The organism is Methylobacterium sp. E-065 (assembly GCF_022829605.1).
In the GTDB taxonomy this organism is placed as follows: domain Bacteria; phylum Pseudomonadota; class Alphaproteobacteria; order Rhizobiales; family Beijerinckiaceae; genus Methylobacterium.
The window spans coordinates 122,637-143,431 of sequence record NZ_JAKSYD010000100.1 but is presented as its reverse complement, the minus strand read 5'-3'; the positions used below and the strand labels follow the sequence as shown (position 1 = coordinate 143,431).

Genomic DNA, 20,795 nt, shown 5'->3' with positions numbered 1-20,795 from the left:
TCTGATCACGCAAGCTTGGCGGATCCGACAGCGCCGCGCGGCCCGGCGGCAACGGTCTCGGACCCGTCCTTGGGGCTCAGGAAATCGGCGAACTTCACCGTCAGGATGGCCTGGCAGATCGCGAACGCTACGAGAATGATGAAGAAGCTGGCGATCATCGTGGAACTCCGGGTCGGCCCTGCGGCTCATGGTGCGACGCAGTAAATGCCATGCCGCCCTGCAATGTGGTATGCCAGATACGGAATGCCGAGCATGCGGCGCATGCATATCACGACGCGCGATAGCCAATTTTTGGCCGTCGCCGGCTGGATCATGCGCATAGCGCTGGGCCGCCCCGCCTCTGCGCAATCGCGCATGCTGCGCCGCGATAATCTTCGTTGGACGTGTCTATAGGTGCCCGTATCGGAGCGAGGGGGACGTCAGATTTTCGTGTCGGTCATTGCTAAGAGCGGCGCGACAGACGGCGTCTAGTTATCACGACGCGGCGGCGATCGCCTCAGTCGAGGTAATCGCCGTAGGTGTCGACGTGCTGCGCGAGGCCGAGACCGTGCTCGCGCACGAGGCGCTCGGCCAGATCGGCATCCCGCGCCTCAAGCGCGGCAATGATGGCGACGTGCTCGCGGATCGAGCGCTCCGCCCGGTCGCCCTGGCGCAGGGCCGTGCTGCGAATCCCGCGTACATGCATCAGCAGATTGCTGGTGAGATCCGCGATGGCTTCGCAATGACCCAGCGCGATGATCCGCTGATGGAAGCGGATATTGGCGTCCGAATACTCGTCGATATGCTCGGACGGCTGGCCCTCGAAGAATTCGGGGAACGCGTCACGCAGGCTCCGCAGCTGGGCCTCCGTCGCACGGGTGCAGGCGAGCCGCGCCGCCATGCTCTCCAGCGCCGTCCAGGCGTGGATCATGCTGACGATCTCGTGCTTGTTCTTCTTGATGACGAAGACACCGCGCCGCGCTTCCGAGCGGACGAAGCCTTCCTGCTCAAGCACGGTCAACGCCTCGCGCACGGGCGTGCGACTGACGCCGAGATCCTGCGAGAGCTTGCGCTCATCGAGCCTCACCTCGTCCGGCCGCCCGTAGATATCCATGTTGGTGATAGCCGTCTTTAGCGCCTCGTACGCCAAAGTCCGGAGACTTGAACTGGCAACGATCGGCTTGACGCTCAGCGGTTCGGAGTTCGACATCCCTGGTCCAGCGGCTCACTTGTATGATGGACCGCACGCATTCTCAGTCGTGCGCTTACAAGCGCACTAACCCAAACCTTTTCCAGATCATAGTCGACAGAGGTCGGACCCCACAGACCTGTGACAAGAACAAGCGGTCAGCGTGGCTACGACGCGAAACCCCGCACCGCGACCGGGACGATCGGACCACGTCCGACTTGACAGGGATAATCCTTGAGCGGCAACCGGTATTTTTATGCAGGTTCGATTGACACATGACTGCAAGATAAGCACGATCCTGCTGGCATACCGTCGACCACCGCAGTCGAAGCCCGGTTGCAGCGAGATTCTTCGTCGTGGAAGACCTCGTTTGATCAACCTTCAAGAATTTTTTGAAGTACGACGATCGCTTTGTTCTGCCACATCATGATCGGGCAGGGCATACAGACAGCTCAAATCAGCCACCAAAAATATAATCAGCGAGGAGGGAAGCGAATGTCCGAGATCCGCACACCTGTGGGGGGCGGCCGATGGCTGCAACTCGCCTTCGGCGTCGTCTGCATGTGCATGATTGCCAACATGCAGTACGGCTGGACCTTCTTCGTGAACCCGATGCAGGAGCGTCACGGCTGGGATCGGGCCGCGATCCAGGTGGCGTTCACGCTGTTCGTCGTTACCGAGACCTGGCTGGTGCCGATCGAGGGCTGGTTCGTCGATAAGTACGGCCCGCGGATCGTCACGCTGTTCGGCGGGCTGCTCTGCGGTATCGCCTGGGTGATGAACTCCTACGCCGAGTCGCTGACCATGCTCTACGTCGCCGCCGCGATCGGCGGGACCGGCGCCGGCGCGGTCTACGGCACGTGCGTGGGCAATTCCCTCAAGTGGTTCCCAGACCGCCGCGGCCTCGCTGCCGGCATCACCGCGATGGGCTTCGGCGCGGGCTCGGCTCTGACTGTCGTGCCGATCCAGGCGATGATCAAGTCGCAGGGCTACGAGGCGGCGTTCTTCTACTTCGGCATCGGCCAAGGCGTGATCGTCATGCTGATCGCCCTGTTCCTGCGCTCCCCGATCAAGGGTCAGGTGCCTGACGTCGCCCGGGTCAGCCAGTCGAAGCGCGACTTCAAGCCCGGCGAGATGGTCCGCACCCCGATCTTCTGGGTGATGTACGCGATGTTCGTGATGATGGCGGCCGGCGGCCTGATGGCCACCGCGCAGCTCGGCCCGATCGCGAAGGACTTCAAGATCGCCGACGTGCCGGTCTCGCTGCTGGGCATCACCCTGCCGGCCCTGACCTTCGCGGCCACCCTCGACCGGGTGCTGAACGGCGTCACCCGCCCGTTCTTCGGCTGGGTCTCCGATCATATCGGCCGCGAGAACACGATGTTCATCTCTTTCGCGATCGAGGGTCTGGGCATCTACGCGCTGAGCCAGTTCGGCGAAAACCCGATCGCCTTCGTGCTGCTGACCGGCCTCGTGTTCTTCGCCTGGGGTGAGATCTACTCTCTGTTCCCGGCAACCTGCGGCGACACGTTCGGCTCGAAATACGCGGCCACCAATGCCGGCCTGCTCTACACGGCCAAGGGCACTGCGGCGCTGATCGTGCCCTATACCAGCGTGCTCACCACGATGACCGGAAGCTGGCACACGGTGTTCCTCGTCGCGGCCGGGTTGAACATCCTCGCGGCGTTCCTGGCCCTGTTCGTGCTCAAGCCGATGCGCGCGGCCTACACCAAGAAGCCCGAGGCGACCCTGGCGCCAGCGCTGGCCCGCTAGCCCACAACGCCCGCACACGGCAGAGCCCGGCGCCTTTACGGCGCCGGGCTTTCTGTTACCCGGGACCGAAATACGCGGGGACCGGGCCATGGACAAAGACGAGCGCAGCGCACGGGAGAGCGTCGTGGCGGCGGCGCGCGAACTCGACGCACAGGGTCTCAACCGCGGCACCTCGGGCAATGTCTCGGTGCGTTTTCGCGATGGGCTCTTGATCACGCCCTCAGGCCTGCCCACGGCGCGGATGCGGCCCGAGGATGTCGTGCCCCTCGCGCTCGACGGCACGCACCCGGCAGACCAGAAGCCCTCGTCGGAGTGGCACTTCCACCGGGACATCCTCGCGTCCCGCCCGGATTGCGACGCCGTCGTCCACGCGCACCCGGTCTACTGCACCGCCTTCGCGCTGTGCCGGAGGGAGATCCCCGCGGTCCACTACATGATCGCGGCCTTCGGCGGGCCCAGCGTCCGGTGCGCGCCGTATGCGCCCTATGGCACCGCCGAGCTGTCGGAACTCGCGCTGGCGGCGCTGATCGACCGCAACGTCTGTCTGCTGGCCAATCACGGCATGATCGCCGCCGGGGCGAGCCTGGAGAAGGCCCTCTGGCTCGCCGTCGAACTGGAGACGATGTGCCACCAATATGCGGTCGCGCTCCAGATCGGCACGCCCGCAATCCTGTCCGAACACGAGATCGGCACGACGGTGGAACGCTTCCGCGGTTATGGGCTGAACGCGACAGGCGGGGCTTCGAAGTCCCGGTAGTGCTTCGGCACGCCCGTCAGCGGCCGAGAACCTGCCCCACGGCGAGGCCGGTTTCCCGGGCATAATCGGCGGCCGAGACCTTCTTGCCGCCCTCCGGCTTGACCTTGCGGATCTCGATCCGGCCGCCCTGCGCGCAGACGCTGAAGCCGTCCTCATCCACGGCGATCACCTCACCGGGCTTGCCCTTGACGTCGCCCAGGCGGCGAACCGGCCGCAGGCTGGAATCGAAGATCTGCAGCTTCTGGCCGTCCCGGGTTGTCCAGGCGCCGGGCGCAGGGTTAGCCGCACGGATCAGGTTGTAGATCTGCTCGGCATGGGCCGACCAGCGGATCTCGGCCTCCGCGGCGCGGAACCAGCCCTCGTAGGTCGCCGCATCCTCGTCCTGGTCGATCTCGACGTGCTGGCCGGCGACCACTAGATCAGCCGCCTCGAGCATCGCGTCGACACCCATCGGGAAGAGGGCTTCGAAATACACATCGCCCAGCGTCGCGTCCGCGCCGATCGGGCAGGTCTTCTGGAGGACCACCGGGCCCTCATCGAGGCCGTCGGTGGGGCGGAAGATGGTCAGGCCGGTCTGGAGCTCGCCCCGGGCGATCGGCCAATTAATCGAAGACGGGCCACGATACCGGGGCAGCAGGCTTGGATGGTACTGGATGGTGCCGTGCTTCGGGATCGTGACGAAGCTCTGCGGCGCGAACTGCAGGACATACGCCATGATGCCGATATCGGCGTCGAGGCCGCGCATGGCTTCCTCGGCCTCCGGGCTCTTGAGGCTCGAAAACTGAAAGACCGGAAGCCCCTTTTCCTCGGCTGCGGTCTTCAGCACATCCGGCTTGGCACCGGGCTTCTCCGGCGCGCAGAATACCCCCGCCACCGTGTCGCCCCGCTTGAGGAACGCCTCCAGGACGGCCTTGCCGAAATCCTGCTGACCGATGAAGGCGATGCGCATGCAATCTCCGGAGCGTCATGGGACCCGCAGCGCGGGCTAGGGGAGGGGATCGACCTCAGCGGCGGGCCAAAGACCGCACCGCTTCGATCCCCTCCAGTGCGCTATCGTGCTCGAACGCCCGCGGGAAGCGGCGCGTCCGTCAGCTCACTCGGCCGCGATCTTCGGAATCACCCCGATCGCCCCCGAATTGGCGATCTCGCCGACCTCCGCCTCGGAATAGCCGAGCACGCTGCGGAGGATCTCCTCCGTGTGCTCGCCGAGCAGCGGCGACCGCGCGACCTCGCTCGGGCTTGCCGAGAGCTTGATCGGGTTTCCGACCGTCAGGTACTTGCCCCGCGTCGGATGATCGACCTCCACGATGGTGCCGGTCTTCCGCAGGGCCTCGTCCTCGGCGATCTCCTTCATCGACAGGATCGGTCCACATGGGATGTCGTACTTGTTGAGGGTGTCCATCGCCTCGAACTTCGAGACCTTCATCGTCCACGCCTCGATGCGCGTGAAGATTTCGTTGAGGTGCGGCAGGCGCGCCTTCGGGGTCGCGTAGTTCGGATCGGCCTTCCAGTCGGGCTCGCCGATGATGTCGCAGATCGGCTCCCACACCGCGGCTTGGGTGATGACGTAGATGTAGGCGTTGGGATCCTGCTCCCAGCCCTTGCAGCGCAGGATGCGCCCCGGCTGGCCGCCGCCGGAATCGTTGCCGGCGCGCGGCGTTGCCTCGCCGAAGGGAATGCCCTCGCCGAACTGGCTGTACTCCCGAAGCGGCCCGTGTTCGAGGCGCTGCTGATCGCGCAGCTTCACCCGGCAGAGGTTCAGGACGCCGTCCTGCATGGCGCAGTCAACCTTCTGGCCGAGGCCGCTGTGGGTGCGGTGGAACAGGGCGGTGACGATGCCGAGCGCGAGGTGCAGGCCGGTCCCGGAATCGCCGATCTGTGCGCCGGTGACCATCGGGATGCCGTCGCGGAAACCGGTGGTCGAGGCCGAGCCGCCTGCGCATTGCGCGACGTTCTCGTAGACCTTGCAATCCTCGTAGCGGCCGGGCCCGAAGCCCTTGACCGAGGCCAGGATCATCCGCGGATTGGCCTCATGGATCTTCTCCCACGTCAGGCCCATCCGGGCGAGTGCGCCGGGCGCAAAGTTCTCGACGAGGACGTCGCACTCCTTGATCAGGCGCCAGAGCACTTCCTTGCCCTTGGCATTCTTCGAATCGAGCGTGATCGAGCGCTTGTTGTGGTTCAGCATCGTGAAATAGAGGCTGTCCACGTCCGGAATATCCTGGAGCTGCTGGCGCGTGGCATCGCCAACCCCTGGCCGCTCGACCTTGATCACGTCGGCGCCGAACCACGCGAGGAGCTGCGTGCAGGTCGGGCCGGATTGAACGTGGGTGAAGTCCAAGATGCGGACGCCTTCGAGGGCCTTTGTCATGATCGGTCTCGGAGTTGAGGACAGTCGTCGGGAATGCGAAGGTCGGCTTTCAGGCCGACCGGGCAGACGGAAGGCGGCAAGCGACCGGCTGTGACACGCGGCACGAACCATCGGGGCAGTCCGGACCCATCCTCGAACGAATCATGTCTGCACTCCCTCCCATAGCGCGGTGTCGTCGTCTTGCGACACCGTCATACGGACCCCGGTCAGGTTCCGATTGTCTGTATACCACATGCCATCGGCGCGATGCGAGGCCTCTTATGACCGGCGGCACAGTGGCGTGCTACGCATCCTAAGCTGTCCCGGCGCACGGCTCAACGCGCTGTCGTTGATGAAATCGCGGACCGCATCCGACGCCCTCCGACGCCCCTTGGCATCCTTCCGAATGAGGTTCATGATTTCGCCAAAATCGGAGGCCGTCCGGTCAGCCGAGAGCCACCATGCGGCAGGAGGGACGCCCATGCTCGCCAGTACAAGCCTGATCAAATCCTCCTGGATTGCGGTCGACGTCGCCCGCGACCGGGCCGAGCGCGTGCTCGTCGTGGAGACCTACATTGCGGTGAGCCCGCTGGAGCCCAATTTCGACGCGGCCCAGTACGAGCGCGTCCTGTGCTGCGTGCAGAAGGTGCTCAAGACCCATCCCGAGATCGATCGGGCTTCGATCTTGAGCATGCATCGCGGCTCCGGCTGCACCGCCCTGTTCCGCGATCCGGCTGGGACAGCGGTTCGACCGGCCGCCGCTTAAGCCGGCTCAGGACGTTCCCTCCGCAGGGTCGCTCGACGAGGCCGGCGGGGTCAGGGCCACGCGGGCCGCGTGGAACCACCAGAGTGGGATGTCCCGATTGGCCTTGGCCAGCTCCGAGGCCCAACCTTCCTTCGGCATGACGTCGGCCCGGTCGGCGAACAGGCGCAACGCGCTCTCGGCCCGCTCTCGTCGGCAGCGCTCGAGGATCGCGTCCCGTTCGGCCGCGGCGCGGGCTTCCGTCTGCTCGATCAGGCGCCGGGTCGCCAGGTCGTCGGCGTCGAACGCGAAATGCTGCCAGAAACCCTCGGCCTCCCGGGCCACATCACGCTCGCGCTGCATCTGAGCCAGCGCGGCTTCGGCGGTTTCGCGCGCGGCCTCGGCCGCCTCGGCGCGGGTGAGCAGCCGATTGTTCGCTTCCAGCAATTCCCGCTCCCGCTCGGGCGCCATGCGCTGACGCCGAAGCACGCGCAGCTCCTCCCCGGCGGCGGCATGTTCCGCCGCGTCCGCGAGCACCCGGGCGAGGGGACCTGCCGCCAGCGCATCGATGCGCCCGAGATAACGCTGCCGTAGGCCCGGATGATCGACATCGAGGGCCGTGTCGTCCCACGCGGGAAGGTCCGGCTGATCGCCACGGTCCCACGCGTAAAGGGTGCGCGCCAAGGAACTGCGCAGATCGTCCGGAAACGGCGCCGTGGCGTGTTCGTACATGGACCTGCATTCGCGACGGGCGATCGGCCCAACCTACAACGCGGTTGAGCGCCGGGAGAGACCATCCGGGGGTCGGCCGCATGAATTTTTCTTCGCCGCGTCATTGTTGCGATTGAACACCCGCTCCGAGAGGAGTCCATCGGGGATCAGGGCGGGAATTGTATGAAAGGTGCCAATCCGGCTCGACCGTGCGCTGCATCATCGATACCTGTGCAGATCTTGACGGACATGGATCGGCTGATCGGACAACGAAGGTCGTGCTTTCGGCCGATGCATCATCTCATGGCGCGATGCCGCATTCGGCCGACGGCCCCAGCAGCTCAAGAAGCAGAAGCCGTTACACGCGACCGTCCACGGGGCGCGCCGCGTTTCTGAGCGTGTGGCGTGCCTCGCAACCGCGGGTTACATCGGACCCCGCTCCCGACGCGCGTCACCGCACCCATGATCCATACGGGCTACAACCCGGCGCTCGTCGCCCTGTCGATCGGCCTCGCGATCTTCGCGTCCTACTCGGCCCTCGATCTCGGTGCGCGTATCCGCGGACCGTCCACCGGACCCCGCTGGGCCTGGGTGGCGGGATCGGCCCTCGCGATGGGCGGCGGAATCTGGTCGATGCATTTCGTCGGCATGCTGGCCTTCGACATGGGCATGGCCGCCGCCTACGACCTCGGCCTGACCTTGCTCTCGCTCCTCATCGCCGTGGTGGTGACCGGTCTAGCCTTCACATGGGTCGCCTACCGGGGCGAGGGCCTGGCGTCGATCCTCGTCGCCGGGCCGCTGATGGGCCTCGGCGTGGCCGCGATGCACTATACCGGCATGGCCGCGCTGCGGATCCCCGGTGATCTCGCCTACGACCCCGCCATCGTCGCGGTCTCGGTGGCGATCGCGGTGAGCGCCGCGACCATCGCCCTGTGGCTCGCTTTTCGGAACCACGGCGTCGGGCAGAAGCTGCTGGCGGCCGTCATCATGGGGCTCGCCGTCGCCGGGATGCACTACACCGGCATGGCGGCGGCGACCTTCACGGCGGAGGCGGAAGGTGCCCCCCACGCCCATATCGCCATGCTGGCGCCGGGGCAGCAGAACCTCGCGCTCTCCGTGGCCGGGGCGACCTTCTTCATCCTGTTCCTGGCGATGCTGGGTGCGTCCCTCGATCAGCAGCGGATCCAGCGGGATCTGCAGGCCAGCGAAGCGCGGTTCCGGGCCGCGGTCCAGGCCGTCCGGGGCGTGCTGTGGACCAACGATGCCACCGGCCGGATGATCGGCGAGCAGCCGGGCTGGAGCGCCATGACCGGCCAGACCCGCGATCAGTATCAGGGCTACGGCTGGGCCGAGGTGGTCCATCCGGAGGATGCCCGGGCGACGTTGGACGCCTGGAACGAGACCGTCAGGGCCCGGCGCACCTTCATCCACGAGCACCGGGTGCGCATGGTGGACGGGCAATGGCGCCACTTCGCGATCAGGGCCATTCCCGTACTCGAAGCAAGCGGCGAGATCCGCGAATGGGTCGGCGTCCACACCGACATTACCGAGCAGCGGGAGGCCGAGGCCGAGCTCCGGGAATCGAACCAGGAAATCCAGCGCTACGCCTACATCGTCAGTCACGATCTTCGGGCGCCGCTCGTCAACGTCATGGGCTTCACGAGCGAGCTGGAAGCGACGCGGCACGAGGTACGAGCCGCCCTGACCGGACACCCACAGGCGGAGCGGATCGACACGGATTTCGGTGAGGCGCTCAGCTTCATCAAATCCGCGGTGAACCGGATGGAGGGTCTGATCGCCGCGATCCTGAAGCTGTCCCGCGAGGGTCGGCGTCAGTTCCGGCCGGAACGGCTCGACATGACGGCCCTGATCCAACACCTGGCGGACGCGCACAGACACCAAGCCGAGGCGGCACGCGCTGTCGTGACGATCACCCCCGACCTGCCGTCGATCGTCGCCGACCGGCTCGCGATCGAGCAGATCTTCGGCAACCTGCTCGACAACGCCATCAAATATCTGGATCCAGCCCGGCCTGGGCAGGTCATGGTCACGGCTCAGTCGGCCGGCCCGCGGGGCATCTGCTTCTCGGTCACCGACAACGGTCGCGGCATCGCGGAGCGGGATCACGCCCGCGTCTTTGAACTATTCCGGCGCTCCGGCGCGCAGGATCGGCCCGGCGAGGGAATCGGCCTGGCCCACGTGAAGGCGCTGGTCCGAAGCTTCGGCGGCCGGATCGAGATCCGTTCGCAACTCGGCGTGGGCACGACGTTCAGCGTGACCTTGCCGCGCGGCGCGTCTACAGCTGTCGATCAGGTATCCAAACCGGCGCCGCTTGAAGCCGCATGAGCGTGGAGCGACCCGTGCATCCCGTCAGCATCGTGATGATCGAGGATGACGAGGGGCACGCGCGGCTGATCGAGCGCAACATCCGTCGTGCCGGCGTTAACAACGAGATCGTGCCGTTCCAGGATGGGACCTCGGCCCTGTCCTACCTGCTCGGACCGGACGGATCCGGCGAGGCCAGCGCCCGGCGCCACCTCCTGATCCTGCTCGACCTCAACCTGCCGGACATGACCGGACTCGACATCCTCGAGAAGGTGAAGGCGAACCCGCACACCCGACGCTCCCCGGTGGTGGTACTCACCACCACCGACGACAGCCGTGAGATCCAGCGCTGCTACGATCTCGGCGCCAACGTCTACATCACGAAGCCAGTGAACTACGAGGGCTTCGCCAACGCGATCCGCCAGCTCGGGCTGTTCTTCTCGGTGATGGAGGTTCCTCAGAACCCATGACCGCGGACCAAGCCGGCGCGGACGGCGCCACTCCGGTGGCGCGGATTCTCTACATCGACGACGACCCGGGCCTCGGCCGTCTGGTCCGACGCGCGCTGGAGGCACGCGGCTACGCCGTGGAACTCTGCACATGCGGCGCCGACGGGCTGGCCCGGCTAGCGGAGGGCGCGATCGACGCGGTGGCGCTCGACCATCACATGCCCGGCCAGACGGGGCTCGACCTGTTGCCGGCAATTCGCGCGCTGCCGCATGCGCCGCCGGTCATCTACGTGACAGGATCGGAGGATTCGCGCGTCGCCGTGGCCGCCCTGAAGGCGGGTGCGGTCGATTACGTCTGGAAGGACGTGCAGGGCCAGTTCCGCGAGTTGCTCGGCGAGGCCGTCGACACCGCGCTTCGGCAGGAGGCGCTGCGCCGCGACAAGGAGCGGGCCGAGGATGAGATGCGCGAGGCCCGCGACCGGGCCGAGCTGATGCTGCGCGAGGTCAACCACCGCGTCGCCAACTCCCTCGCCCTGGTCGCCGCCCTGGCGCACATGCAGCGCAACGCCGTGACCGACCCGGCCGCCAAGGCCGCGCTCGACGAGATGCAGGCGCGGATCTCGGCCATCGCCGGCATCCACCGCCGGCTCTACACATCGGACGATGTCGAGTCCGTCGCGCTGGATGCCTATCTCGGCAGCCTGATCGAGGAGTTGCAGGCCGCTATGCGGGCGAGCGGGCGGGATCACGCGATCCGGCTGCGCGCCGAGCCGGTTCATCTCACCCCCGACAAGGCCGTCTCGGTCGGCGTCGTGGTCACCGAACTCGTCACCAACGCCTACAAGTACGCGTATCCTCCGGGCACGTCCGGCGAGATCCGGGTCGCGGTGGACCGGGATGGGGCCGATACGGTCCGCCTTGCGGTCGAGGATGACGGTGTCGGCTGGACCGGCGAGGGCGAGATCCGCGGCACCGGACTCGGGTCGCGCATCGTGCGCGCCATGGCGACGAACCTGCGCTCGGCGCTGTCCTATGTCCCGGGCGGGAAGGGCACCCGCGCCGTGCTGGCGTTCCGGGCGTAGGCCGCGGATCAGGTCTCCGAGCGGCCGGCGATGCGCTCCAGGGCGGCGACCATCGGCTGAAGCTCCGTTTCGCCGAGCTGGTGGAAGCCCAGCGCCCGCCCGATGAACAGCCCGAGGATCGCGAAGAACAGCACGGAGCCCTCGCCGGGGCAGGCGCCCTCGATCCGGCTGAGGCGGCCGAGCTGATCCGCCACGAAGGCCCGGTAATCGTTCAGCGCCTCCGGGGAGTCGAGGGAAGCCAGCAGCAGCGCGCGGGAGGACTCGTCGTCCACGCAATAATGCCCCCGCACATGCGCCACCATCGCCTTCGGAAGCTGTGACGGGCCGGGCGGGATCGCCGCCTCGCAGGCGGCGATCTCCTCGCGCAGCCGGGCCAGCTCCCGGGCAACCAGCGCGGCGATCAAGGCATCCTTCGAAGCGTAGTGGTGCAGCACGCCGCCCTTGCTCAGCCCCGCCTCGGCCGCGACGGCGTCGATCGTCAGCGCCCGCGCGCTGCCCTTCAGAAGAACGGCAGCGGCCGCTTCGAGGATGATCTCGGGCCGGTCCGCCAATCGCTTGCGCTTGCCCTGCATCGAACACCTGCCTTAAAAACCGACTGGACGGTATGTAACGAGTCGGCTAGATACGCGCCACGGCATTTTCACGAGTCCGGCCCGGGGTGGTCGACCGCATGACTTCATCTACCGATCGGGTCGTTGTCCGACTGCTCTTCGCAATAACCGCGCTCGGCGCCGTCGGGTGCGCTCGTGCGGAGTCCGGTGCCGCCTGCGAGCCTGCGCTGGCGCGGGTCCGGACCGTCGAAGCCCGAAAGACGCCGATCGCCTCGGAGGCGGTCCTGACCGGCGACATCCAGCCCCAGGCGCAGGTCAACGTGGCGTTCCGCACGAACGGAAAGGTCGCCGAGCGGCGGGTGGAGGTCGGCGATCATGTCGAGGCCGATCAGGTTCTGGCCGTGCTGGAGCCGCTCACCCAGAAAGCGAACCTCGACAACGCCAAGGCCGCGCTCGCTTCGGCGGAGGCGCTGCAGACGCAGGCGAAGATGTCCTTCGAGCGCCAGAAACAGCTCCTCGCGGGCGGCTTCACCACGCGCTCGACCTACGACAACGCCGAGCAGGAATTGCGGACGACCCAAGCCGCCGTCGATTCGGCACGGGCCGCCCTCGGCACCGCGCAGGAGCAGTTCTCGTACACCGAGCTGCGCGCCGGGGTCGCCGGTATCGTGACCAGCCGGAGTTTCGAGGTCGGTCAGGTGGTCCAATCGGGCCAGACCGTTCTGGTGCTCGCGCAGGACGGCCCGCGGGACGCGGTGTTCAACGTCTACGAATCGCTGCTGGCCCATCCGCCCGCCGACGGCACGATCGCGGTGGCGTTGCAATCCGATCCGGCCGTCACGGCGACCGGGACGGTCCGCGAGGTTTCGCCGACCGTTGACGCCAAGAGCGGCACGGTCCGGGTCAAGATCGGCCTTCGGACGACGCCGACCGCCATGGGGCTCGGCGCTGTCGTGGTCGGGCGTGGCCGGTTCGCACCGCGCGAGTCGGTGGTGCTGCCCTGGTCTGCACTCTACCGCTACGACGGCCGTCCGTCTGTGTGGATCTTCGACCCGGCCAAGCGGACCGTCTCGATCCGGCCGGTCGAGATCGACCATTTCGGGCCCGACATCATCGCGCTGAAGCGGGGCGTCGAGCCGGGCGAGCGCGTGGTCGTGGCCGGCATCCAGTTCCTGCGGCCCGGCCAACACGTGGCCGCCGCTGAGATCGCGGGTCCGTGATGCGCGCTTACATCGTTACCATGACCGCTGCCCTCGCCGTGCTGGGCGGCTGTACCGATCACGGCGACACGGCCGAATCCGCGGAGGCTGCGGCCCCCGTGCGGCCCGTGCTGACCCAGGTCGCGCGTCCGAGCGACACGGTCACCCTCGGACCGTTCGCCGGGACCATCGAGCCGCGCTATCAGGCGCAGCTCGGCTTCCAGATCCCCGGCCGGATGGTCGGGCGCGACGTCACGGTCGGCGACATCGTCAAGAAGGGTCAGCGCCTCGCCGCACTCGACACCATCGTGTCGCGGTTCGACCTGACCCGTGCCGAGGCCGACCTCGCCGACGCCCGCGCCCAGGCCGAGAACGCGGACGCCGCCGAGGGCCGGACGCGCCGCCTCATGACCGGCAACAGCGTCTCGCAGGCCACCCTCGATCAGGCGGTCGCCCGGCGGGACACCGCGCGGGCGCGGGTCGATCAGGCGCTGGCGAGCCTCCAGAAGGCCCGGGACCAGATGGGCTACACCGAGCTCAAGGCCGAGTTCGACGGCGTCGTCACGCAGCGCCTCGCCGAGATCGGGCAGGTTCTGAGCGCAGGCCAGGGCGTGGTGACCGTAGCCCGGCCGGATGTGCGCGAGGCCGTGGTCGACATTCCGGAAGCCTATGTCGGCGCGCTGCCGCCGGATTGCCGCTTCACCGTCGCACTCCAGAGCGCCCCGGACCTGACCACGACCGGCCGGGTGCGCGAGGTCGCGCCGCTCGCCGAGGCCGGGACGCGCTCGAAACGGATCCGCATCGCGTTGGACAATCCCGGCCCCGCCTTCCGCCTCGGCGCAACCATCGACGTCGCGCTCGCCAGCAAGGTCCGCCCGCGCTTCCTGCTACCGCCCTCGGCGCTGCTGGAGGAGGGCGACCGCCGCTCGGTCTGGGTGGTCGCGCAGGACGGCAAGTCGGTGACGCGGCGCGACGTGACGGTGGCGGCGGAGCGCGACCGGGCGGAGCCGGGCCGGATCGCGATCATCGATGGTCTGAAGGCGGGCGACCGGGTCGTGGTCGCCGGTGTCCACTCGCTCAAGGATGGCCAGCCGGTGTGGCTGACGGATGACGCGGTCTAGGTCGCCCTCCGTCGAAGTCGATACCGGTTCGGCGGAAAAGGGCACGCAGATACAAAGGCTTGGAGCTGGGTTCGATTGCAACGCGATCGGATACCGCTCGAAGCCGGCGGCACGGGGTTTCGCGTGAAAAGCTTCAATCTGTCCGATTGGGCGCTCGGGCACCGCTCGTTCGTCTGGTTCCTGATGTTCGTCGCGCTGATCGCGGGCGTGATGGCCTATACCCGCCTCGGCCGGGAGGAGGATCCGCCCTTCACGATCAAGACCATGGTGGTGCAGACCACATGGCCGGGCGCGACCATCAAGGAAACCCTCGATCAGGTCACCGACCGGGTCGAGAAGGAACTGCAGCAGCTCAACGGGCTGGACTATGTCCGCAGCTACACGACGCCGGGTTTCTCCACGGTGTTCGTGCAGTTCCGCGACACCCTGAAGAAGAACGAGATCCAGCCGGCCTTCTATCAGGTGCGCAAGCGCCTCGGCGACATCAAGGGACAGTTCCCGGAGGGTGTGCAGGGGCCGTTCTTCAACGATGAGTTCGGCGACGTCTACGGCAATATCTACGCCTTCACGGCCGACGGGCTGACCTACCGGCAGCTGCGCGACTACGTCGAGGGGGTGCGCACCGAAGTGCTGCGCGTGCCCGATATCGGCAAGACCCAGCTGATCGGCACCCAGGGCGAGACGATCTTCCTCGACTTCTCGACCCGCAAGCTCGCCGGCTACGGCATCGATTTCTCGGCCCTGATCAAGGCCCTCCAGGCGCAGAACGCTGTCTCGGCCTCGGGCGTGGTCCAGGCCGGGCCGGAGCGCGTCTCGCTGCGGGTCAGCGGCTCCTTCGCGTCGGAGGCCGCCCTTCAGGACTTCAATCTGCGGGTGAACGACCGCTTCTTCCGCCTCGCCGACATCGCCGAGATCAGCCGCGGCTACGAGGACCCGCCCACCGCCCTGTTCCGGGTGGACGGCAAGCCGGCGATCGGGCTGGCCATCGCGATGCGGCCCGGCGCCAACCTGCTCCATTTCGGCGAGGCGCTGAAGGAGCAGATGCGCCTGATCGAGGCGAAGCTGCCGGTCGGCGTCGGCGTCCATCTCGTGTCGGACCAACCCAAGCAGGTTGAGCACGCGGTCGGCGGTTTCACCGAGGCGCTGGTCGAAGCCATCGTCATCGTGCTTGCGGTGAGCTTCGTCAGTCTCGGCGTGCGGGCCGGATTGGTGGTCTCGGTGTCGATCCCCCTCGTCCTGGCGATCGTGTTCGTGGTCATGCAGATCATGGACGTCACGCTGCAGCGGATCTCGCTCGGCGCGCTGATCATCGCGCTGGGTCTCCTGGTCGACGACGCCATGATCACTGTCGAGATGATGGTGGCGCGTCTGGAACGCGGCGACACGCTCCTGAAGGCCGCAACCTTCGCCTACACCTCGACGGCCTTCCCGATGCTGACCGGGACCCTCGTCACAGTGGCGGGCTTCTTGCCGATCGGCTTCAACGGCTCGGGGGCGGGCGAGTACACCTACTCGCTGTTCGTGGTCCTCGCCGCCTCGCTGCTGGTCTCATGGGTGGTCGCGGTGCTGTTCGCGCCGCTCATCGGCGTGACGCTCCTTCCCAAGACCATGAAGCACCACAGCGAGAAGGACGGGCTGTTCACGCGGCTGTTCACGGCGGCGCTCCGGGTCGCGATGCGCTGGCACTGGACCACGGTCGTGCTCTGCCTCGCCGTCATGGGATTGGCGATCGTCGGGATGGGGCATGTGCAGCAGCAGTTCTTCCCATCGTCGGACCGCTCCGAGGTGCTGGTCGACCTGACCCTTCCGCAGAACGCGACGATCGCCGAGACGCGGGCGCAGATGGACCGCTTCGAGGCCAAGCTCAAGGACGATTCGGATGTGACGAGCTGGTCGTCCTATGTCGGGCAAGGCGCGGTGCGCTTCTACCTGCCGCTCGATCAGCAATTGTCGAACGCGTTCTTCGGGCAGATCGTCATCGTCACGAAGTCCCTGGAGGTGCGCGACCGGGTGATGGGTCGCCTTCAGGACATCGCCCTGCGCGACTTCGTCGGGACCGACGTGCTCGTGCAGCCGCTCAGCCTCGGGCCGCCCGTCGGCCGACCGGTCCAGTACCGGCTCAGCGGTCCCAATATGGAGACCGTGCGCCACCTCGCCCTCGACCTCGCCAACGTGGTCGGAAGCGATCAGCGCCTCGACGTGCCGACCTTCGATTGGAACGAGCCCGGCAAGGTCCTGCGGATCGAGATTCTGCAGGACAAGGCGCGCCAGCTCGGCGTGTCGAGCCAGGACGTGGCCGGCATCCTGAACGGTATCGAGGGCGGGCAGACGATCACGCAGGTGCGCGATTCGATCTATCTCGTGAATGTGGTCGGGCGCGCCGGGGCCGCCGAGCGTTCCTCGCTCGATACGTTGCAATCGCTGCAGGTCGGGCTCTCGAACGGGACCGTGGTCCCGCTCCTCGCCTTCGCGCGGATCGGCTATGACCTGGAACAGCCGATCGTCTGGCGGCGCGACCGGCTTCCCACCGTGACGGTCCGCGCCACGATCCGCGGCGCGACCCAGCCCGCCACCATCGTGGCCGGCCTCCAGCCGGGTATCGACGCCTTCGCGAAGGCGCTGCCCGAGGGCTACTTCCTCCAGACCGGCGGCGCCGTCGAGGAATCCGCCAAGGGGCAGGGCCCGATCGCGGCGGTCGTGCCGGTGATGCTGCTCGCCATGGCGCTGCTGCTCATGATCCAGCTCCAGAGCGTCGGCCGGATGCTGCTCGTCTTCACGGTGGCGCCGCTGGGCCTCATCGGCGTGGTGCCGGCGCTGCTGCTGTTCGACAAGCCAATGGGTTTCGTCGCCATTCTGGGCATCCTGGCGCTGATCGGCATCATCATCCGCAACGCCGTCATTCTGGTGAGCCAGATCGAGGAATTCCGCGACGAAGGCGTGGAGCCGTGGGATGCCGTCTTCGAGGCGACCCACCACCGGATGCGTCCGATCCTGCTCACGGCCGCGGCGGCGAGCCTGGGCCTGATCCCGATCGCCCGCGAGGTGTTCTGGGGGCCCATGGCCTACGCGATGATCGGCGGCATCCTGGCCGCCACCGTCCTGACGCTCCTGTTCCTGCCGGCCCTGTACGTCAGCTGCTACCGCCTCCGGCCAACGGCCGGGAATCCAGCCCGCGCGTCCGTCGCCCTGAAAACGTGATCGCGTTTTCACAGGCTCGGACGCGCGAACCGGCAACCAATCGGCGCGCTGCGCATAGGGTCGGATCGAACGAGGAGTCCGATCCGTATGAACGCGTTCATCGCCGTGGTTCTGGTCTGCGCCAACGGCCTGGCCCAGGAAGCCTGCTCGGACGACCAAGCCCTTGAGGTCCGCAAGATCCGGGTCGCCAACGAACTCGGCTGCGCAACTGGCTGGCAGGAGATCATCGCCCGCACCGAGCGGCGCGACGAGATTGGCAAGAGCGCCTACCTCAAGACCGAGTGCCGCCGGGTGAAGGAGCCGCAGTAAGGCCCGCTACTTCTCGTACTTGATGTAGGCGAAGCGCGGATCGGTCGGCGTGCCGTCGAGCCCCTGGCCCTCCAGGCCGGGCTGCCAGGACACGACCTCCTCGATCTTCCTGGCCAGTGCGAAGTCCTTGTCGGTGATGCCCTTGGCGGCGTGGTTCATCAGCCGCACCTCGACCCAAGCGTAGGACGCCGTGAGGTCGGGATGATGCCATGCGGCCTCCGCCAGATGGCCGACCGTATTGATCACCATCAGCGTGCTCTTCCACCCGGAGGTCTTGTAGGTGCGGCGAATCCACCCGTCCTCAAGGCGCCACGCGGGCAGCTCGGCCTTGAGCCGCGCCTCCACGGTCGCCTCGTCCAGCACGCCCTCTCGCTGCTCGCTCATGTGCCGCCCCTTCCTCATTCGATCACCGCAGGGTGCCGCCGCATCGGTCCGGGCGCAAGCGTATCGCGCGCGGTGGACGCGGCGGCGTGCGGGCCCTATGACCATTTTCCAATGGCGCCGGGACAAGTCCGCACCCCAGTCTGCCGCACCTGAAGACTGCAAAAGACCAAGGGAGAAGGCGTGATGCTGTCACGGCGCGCGATGCTCGCCGGGGGCCTGCTGGGCGGCCTCGGCCTTCGGGCGGCGCGGGCCGACACGCCGGTGGTCCGCCTCGGAAGCCTGCCCTTCGGTACCTCGACCTGGGAGGCGGCGGTGATCAAGGCCCGCGGCCTCGACGCGGCCAACGGTTTTCAGCTCGACGCCGTCAAGCTCGCCGGGAACGACGCCGCGCGGATCAGCTTCATCGGCGGGCAGGTCGACACGATCGTCGGCGACCTGCTCTGGGCGGCACGCCTCGGCAATGACGGGCAGGCGGTGCGCTTCATCCCCTATTCGACATCGGAGGGCGCCGTGATGGTGCCAACCGACAGCCCGATCAAGAGCCTGAAGGATCTCGACGGCAAGCGTCTCGGCGTGGCGGGCGGCCCCCTGGACAAGAACTGGCTGCTGCTGAGAGCCCAGGCCAAGGATGTCGCCGGCATCGATCTGGAGCGCGCGGCCGAGATCGCCTACGGCGCGCCGCCGCTGATCACGCTGAAGCTGGAGCAGGGCGCGCTCGACGCGGCCCTGACCTACTGGACCTACTGCGCGCGCCTCGAAGCCAAGGCGTTCCGCCGCCTGATCGGCGCCGAGGACATCATGCACGCACTCGGTGTCCCGGGCGACGTGGCGCTGATCGGATACCTCTTCCCGGACGCGACCGTGAAGGAGAAGCCGGACGCGGTTGCGGGCTTCTACCGCGCGTCCCGCGCCGCCAAGGACATGCTGGCACAGGATCCCTCAGCATGGGAGATCGTGCGGCCGCTGATGGCTGCGGAGAACGACGCAACGTTCGAGGCGTTGAAGCGCGACTTCCTGGCCGGTATCCCGCGCCGCACCGTGGCGGAGGAGCGTGCCGATGCCGAGAAGCTTTACGCCGTGATGTCGCGGCTCGGCGGGGAACGCCTCGTCGGCAAGGGCAACGGCCTGCCGCCGGACCTCTACTACGACAACGGCCGCAATGGCTGAGACGTCCGCCCCCCGGGGAAAGGCGAAGCACCGCCGGGTCGCCGGATTCGCATGGGCGCGCTGACCCGGATCGCGTCCCTGGTAGTGCTCATCGGTGCGTGGCAGGCGATTGCGCTGGAAGCGCATTCGCGCCTGTTGCCGGCGCCGATGGCGGTTCTGAGCTTCATCGGGCAGGAAGCCGCGCGGGGTGATCTCGCCCATAATGTCGGCGTCACGCTGCTGCGCGTCGCGATCTCCTTCGCCATCGCGATGGTGCTCGGCGTCGCGTTGGGGGTCGCGCTCGGCCGCTCGAAGGCCGCAGACCTGACCCTCGACACGCCGCTCCTCGTGCTCCTCAACACGCCGGCCCTCGTCATCACGGTGCTGGCCTATGTCTGGGTCGGCCTGACCGAGACGGCCGCCATTCTGGCGGTGGTGCTCAACAAGCTGCCCAATGTCGCGGTGATCGTGCGCGAAGGGGCCCGCAATCTCGATCCCGGCCTCGACGAGATGGCCCGGGCCTATCGGCTCGACCGCCGAACCTGGGCCCGCGACGTCCTGATCCCGCAGCTCCAGCCCTACATGGTCACCGCGGCGCGGTCGGGGCTGTCGCTCGCCTGGAAGATCGTGCTGGTGGTCGAATTGCTCGGCCGGCCGGACGGTGTCGGCTTCGCGATCAACTACTACTTCGTCCAGAGCACCGACGTGGCCGCGATCATCGGCTACAGCCTCGTCTTCATGGCGGTGATGATCGGCATCGATGTCCTCCTCCTCCAGCGGCTCGAAGCCTATGTCCGTCGCTGGCGCTGAGCCTGTCCTGCAGGTTGCGATCGATTCGAAATGGTATCGGTCGCGCGGCGCCGAACCGGTCGAGGCCGTGCGCAACCTCGCCTTCGGCATCGCGGCAGGCGAGATCGTCTGCCTGATCGGCCCGTCCGGCGCCGGCAAGACCACGACTTTGCGCATCCTCCTCGGCCTCGATACGGCCTTCGAGGGCCGGGTCTCCGGGGCCGAGCAGGCCGGCATCGTGTTCCAGGAGCCGCGTTTGCTGCCCTGGCGCAGCGTCGAGCATAACGTGCGTCTTGGCCTTCCCCGGGTCCGAAGGAGCCGCGACCTCGACGCTCTGTTCGCGCGGCTCGGGCTCACTCCTTGGCGAAGCAGCTACCCGAAGGCGCTCTCGCTCGGGATGCAGCGGCGCGTGGCGCTCGCCCGGGCGCTCGCCGCCGGGCCGCTCGTGCTGGTGCTGGACGAGCCGTTCGTCTCGCTCGACGACGCCGCCGCCGCCGAGCTGCGCGGGCTGGTGGTCGACACGGTCGATGAGACGGGCATGAGCGTTTTAATGGTGACCCACAACGTCGCCGAGGCGATCGGGATCGCCGACCGTCTGCTCCTCGTCTCGCGCCGGCCAGCGAGCCTGATTGCAGACGTGGCGCTCGACCGGCCGCGCCAGGCACGGGATCGGTCCTGGGCCGAGACAACCCGGGCGACGCTCGCGGCGCGGTACCCGGGAATCATCGCGCTCTGAGAGCC

General features: G+C 67.5%; 20 protein-coding genes. 13 read left to right on the top strand and 7 right to left on the bottom strand.

From position 1 onward, the window contains the following. Positions 1 to 5 precede the first annotated feature (5 nt). Both MKK84_RS10870 and MKK84_RS10865 read right to left on the bottom strand, forming a co-directional pair. Positions 6 to 158: a hypothetical protein gene (locus MKK84_RS10870; RefSeq protein WP_243919579.1), complete on the bottom strand. Its 153-nt coding sequence runs from the start codon at positions 156 to 158 to the stop codon at positions 6 to 8. Positions 159 to 496: 338 nt separating this feature from the next. Further along, positions 497 to 1,189, bottom strand: a complete 693-nt coding sequence (locus MKK84_RS10865; RefSeq protein ID WP_243919577.1) for a GntR family transcriptional regulator — start codon at positions 1,187 to 1,189, stop codon at positions 497 to 499. Between the two features lie 474 nt (positions 1,190 to 1,663). On the opposite strand from MKK84_RS10865, the gene oxlT reads away from it, so the two are divergent. Further along, positions 1,664 to 2,941: an oxalate/formate MFS antiporter gene (gene oxlT, locus MKK84_RS10860; RefSeq protein ID WP_243919575.1), complete on the top strand. Its 1,278-nt coding sequence runs from the start codon at positions 1,664 to 1,666 to the stop codon at positions 2,939 to 2,941. A gap of 88 nt (positions 2,942 to 3,029) precedes the next feature. Then, positions 3,030 to 3,698, top strand: coding sequence for a class II aldolase/adducin family protein (locus MKK84_RS10855; RefSeq protein ID WP_243919574.1), 669 nt, complete (start codon positions 3,030 to 3,032; stop codon positions 3,696 to 3,698). 16 nt (positions 3,699 to 3,714) lie between these two features. On the opposite strand, the gene MKK84_RS10850 is transcribed toward MKK84_RS10855, so the two are convergent. Beyond that, positions 3,715 to 4,647, bottom strand: coding sequence for a methionyl-tRNA formyltransferase (locus MKK84_RS10850; protein WP_243919573.1), 933 nt, complete (start codon positions 4,645 to 4,647; stop codon positions 3,715 to 3,717). 144 nt (positions 4,648 to 4,791) lie between these two features. After that, entirely contained in the window at positions 4,792 to 6,069 is a 1,278-nt protein-coding gene (frc, locus tag MKK84_RS10845; protein WP_243919572.1) for a formyl-CoA transferase, read from the bottom strand. 460 nt (positions 6,070 to 6,529) lie between these two features. Between frc and MKK84_RS10840 the strand changes: the two genes are divergently transcribed. Beyond that, positions 6,530 to 6,814: a hypothetical protein gene (locus tag MKK84_RS10840; RefSeq protein WP_243919571.1), complete on the top strand. Its 285-nt coding sequence runs from the start codon at positions 6,530 to 6,532 to the stop codon at positions 6,812 to 6,814. Positions 6,815 to 6,820: 6 nt separating this feature from the next. Here the strand turns inward: MKK84_RS10840 and MKK84_RS10835 are convergent, their stop codons facing one another. Then, positions 6,821 to 7,522 (bottom strand): hypothetical protein, encoded by a 702-nt coding sequence (locus tag MKK84_RS10835; RefSeq protein ID WP_243919570.1) that lies wholly within the window; start codon positions 7,520 to 7,522, stop codon positions 6,821 to 6,823. A gap of 441 nt (positions 7,523 to 7,963) precedes the next feature. On the opposite strand from MKK84_RS10835, the gene MKK84_RS10830 reads away from it, so the two are divergent. The 3 genes from MKK84_RS10830 to MKK84_RS10820 are packed head-to-tail and all read left to right on the top strand — an operon-like array spanning position 7,964 to position 11,357. Further along, positions 7,964 to 9,847 carry an MHYT domain-containing protein gene (locus MKK84_RS10830; protein WP_243919569.1) on the top strand — a complete coding sequence of 628 codons (1,884 nt, stop codon included), beginning with the start codon at positions 7,964 to 7,966 and terminating at the stop codon, positions 9,845 to 9,847. Beyond that, on the top strand, positions 9,844 to 10,296 hold the full coding sequence (locus tag MKK84_RS10825) for a response regulator (RefSeq protein ID WP_243919567.1): 453 nt from the start codon (positions 9,844 to 9,846) through the stop codon (positions 10,294 to 10,296). Before MKK84_RS10830 ends, MKK84_RS10825 begins: the two co-directional genes overlap by 4 nt. Then, complete coding sequence (locus MKK84_RS10820; RefSeq protein ID WP_243919565.1) at positions 10,293 to 11,357, top strand: sensor histidine kinase; 1,065 nt, start codon at positions 10,293 to 10,295, stop codon at positions 11,355 to 11,357. Before MKK84_RS10825 ends, MKK84_RS10820 begins: the two co-directional genes overlap by 4 nt. An 8-nt stretch (positions 11,358 to 11,365) precedes the next feature. On the opposite strand, the gene MKK84_RS10815 is transcribed toward MKK84_RS10820, so the two are convergent. After that, a complete protein-coding gene (locus tag MKK84_RS10815) occupies positions 11,366 to 11,929 on the bottom strand; it encodes a TetR/AcrR family transcriptional regulator (protein ID WP_243919563.1) in 564 nt (187 codons plus the stop codon). A gap of 98 nt (positions 11,930 to 12,027) precedes the next feature. Here MKK84_RS10815 and MKK84_RS10810 point away from each other — a divergent pair, with 98 nt between their 5' ends. The 4 genes from MKK84_RS10810 to MKK84_RS10795 all read left to right on the top strand — a co-directional run bounded on the left by MKK84_RS10810 (position 12,028) and on the right by MKK84_RS10795 (position 17,735). Then, positions 12,028 to 13,128, top strand: coding sequence for an efflux RND transporter periplasmic adaptor subunit (locus MKK84_RS10810; RefSeq protein ID WP_243919561.1), 1,101 nt, complete (start codon positions 12,028 to 12,030; stop codon positions 13,126 to 13,128). Continuing rightward, a complete protein-coding gene (locus MKK84_RS10805; protein WP_243919553.1) occupies positions 13,128 to 14,228 on the top strand; it encodes an efflux RND transporter periplasmic adaptor subunit in 1,101 nt (366 codons plus the stop codon). The genes MKK84_RS10810 and MKK84_RS10805 overlap by 1 nt, the downstream gene beginning before the upstream one ends. Before the next feature lie 123 nt (positions 14,229 to 14,351). Further along, positions 14,352 to 17,426: an efflux RND transporter permease subunit gene (locus tag MKK84_RS10800; RefSeq protein ID WP_313899329.1), complete on the top strand. Its 3,075-nt coding sequence runs from the start codon at positions 14,352 to 14,354 to the stop codon at positions 17,424 to 17,426. Between the two features lie 87 nt (positions 17,427 to 17,513). Next, positions 17,514 to 17,735 carry a hypothetical protein gene (locus MKK84_RS10795; protein WP_243919552.1) on the top strand — a complete coding sequence of 74 codons (222 nt, stop codon included), beginning with the start codon at positions 17,514 to 17,516 and terminating at the stop codon, positions 17,733 to 17,735. Positions 17,736 to 17,741: 6 nt separating this feature from the next. Here MKK84_RS10795 and MKK84_RS10790 read toward each other — a convergent pair whose 3' ends face one another. Further along, the gene (locus MKK84_RS10790) at positions 17,742 to 18,119 is read right to left on the bottom strand and encodes a 4a-hydroxytetrahydrobiopterin dehydratase (RefSeq protein WP_243919550.1); all 378 of its coding nucleotides are present in this window, start codon (positions 18,117 to 18,119) and stop codon (positions 17,742 to 17,744) included. A gap of 183 nt (positions 18,120 to 18,302) precedes the next feature. Here MKK84_RS10790 and MKK84_RS10785 point away from each other — a divergent pair, with 183 nt between their 5' ends. From MKK84_RS10785 to MKK84_RS10775, 3 genes are read left to right on the top strand one after another with little or no spacing between them, the layout of a single operon-like run. Beyond that, a complete protein-coding gene (locus MKK84_RS10785; protein ID WP_243919548.1) occupies positions 18,303 to 19,286 on the top strand; it encodes an ABC transporter substrate-binding protein in 984 nt (327 codons plus the stop codon). Between the two features lie 51 nt (positions 19,287 to 19,337). Then, positions 19,338 to 20,075 (top strand): ABC transporter permease, encoded by a 738-nt coding sequence (locus MKK84_RS10780; protein ID WP_243919546.1) that lies wholly within the window; start codon positions 19,338 to 19,340, stop codon positions 20,073 to 20,075. Beyond that, positions 20,056 to 20,790: an ABC transporter ATP-binding protein gene (locus MKK84_RS10775; protein WP_243919545.1), complete on the top strand. Its 735-nt coding sequence runs from the start codon at positions 20,056 to 20,058 to the stop codon at positions 20,788 to 20,790. The genes MKK84_RS10780 and MKK84_RS10775 overlap by 20 nt, the downstream gene beginning before the upstream one ends. The last annotated feature ends 5 nt before the right edge of the window (positions 20,791 to 20,795 follow it).

Bases quoted from the DNA above. Each gene is read 5' to 3' on its own strand.
- MKK84_RS10850 (WP_243919573.1), bottom strand. From the start codon at position 4,647: ATGCGCATCGCCTTCATCGGTCAGCAGGATTTCGGCAAGGCCGTCCTG.
- MKK84_RS10810 (WP_243919561.1), top strand. From the start codon at position 12,028: ATGACTTCATCTACCGATCGGGTCGTTGTCCGACTGCTCTTCGCAATA.
- MKK84_RS10795 (WP_243919552.1), top strand. From the start codon at position 17,514: ATGAACGCGTTCATCGCCGTGGTTCTGGTCTGCGCCAACGGCCTGGCC.
- MKK84_RS10830 (WP_243919569.1), top strand. From the start codon at position 7,964: ATGATCCATACGGGCTACAACCCGGCGCTCGTCGCCCTGTCGATCGGC.
- MKK84_RS10855 (WP_243919574.1), top strand. From the start codon at position 3,030: ATGGACAAAGACGAGCGCAGCGCACGGGAGAGCGTCGTGGCGGCGGCG.
- MKK84_RS10780 (WP_243919546.1), top strand. From the start codon at position 19,338: ATGGGCGCGCTGACCCGGATCGCGTCCCTGGTAGTGCTCATCGGTGCG.
- MKK84_RS10785 (WP_243919548.1), top strand. From the start codon at position 18,303: ATGCTGTCACGGCGCGCGATGCTCGCCGGGGGCCTGCTGGGCGGCCTC.
- MKK84_RS10840 (WP_243919571.1), top strand. From the start codon at position 6,530: ATGCTCGCCAGTACAAGCCTGATCAAATCCTCCTGGATTGCGGTCGAC.
- MKK84_RS10835 (WP_243919570.1), bottom strand. From the start codon at position 7,522: ATGTACGAACACGCCACGGCGCCGTTTCCGGACGATCTGCGCAGTTCC.
- MKK84_RS10775 (WP_243919545.1), top strand. From the start codon at position 20,056: ATGTCCGTCGCTGGCGCTGAGCCTGTCCTGCAGGTTGCGATCGATTCG.
- MKK84_RS10790 (WP_243919550.1), bottom strand. From the start codon at position 18,119: ATGAGCGAGCAGCGAGAGGGCGTGCTGGACGAGGCGACCGTGGAGGCG.
- MKK84_RS10870 (WP_243919579.1), bottom strand. From the start codon at position 158: ATGATCGCCAGCTTCTTCATCATTCTCGTAGCGTTCGCGATCTGCCAG.
- oxlT (WP_243919575.1), top strand. From the start codon at position 1,664: ATGTCCGAGATCCGCACACCTGTGGGGGGCGGCCGATGGCTGCAACTC.
- MKK84_RS10825 (WP_243919567.1), top strand. From the start codon at position 9,844: ATGAGCGTGGAGCGACCCGTGCATCCCGTCAGCATCGTGATGATCGAG.
- MKK84_RS10820 (WP_243919565.1), top strand. From the start codon at position 10,293: ATGACCGCGGACCAAGCCGGCGCGGACGGCGCCACTCCGGTGGCGCGG.
- MKK84_RS10815 (WP_243919563.1), bottom strand. From the start codon at position 11,929: ATGCAGGGCAAGCGCAAGCGATTGGCGGACCGGCCCGAGATCATCCTC.
- frc (WP_243919572.1), bottom strand. From the start codon at position 6,069: ATGACAAAGGCCCTCGAAGGCGTCCGCATCTTGGACTTCACCCACGTT.
- MKK84_RS10805 (WP_243919553.1), top strand. From the start codon at position 13,128: ATGCGCGCTTACATCGTTACCATGACCGCTGCCCTCGCCGTGCTGGGC.
- MKK84_RS10865 (WP_243919577.1), bottom strand. From the start codon at position 1,189: ATGTCGAACTCCGAACCGCTGAGCGTCAAGCCGATCGTTGCCAGTTCA.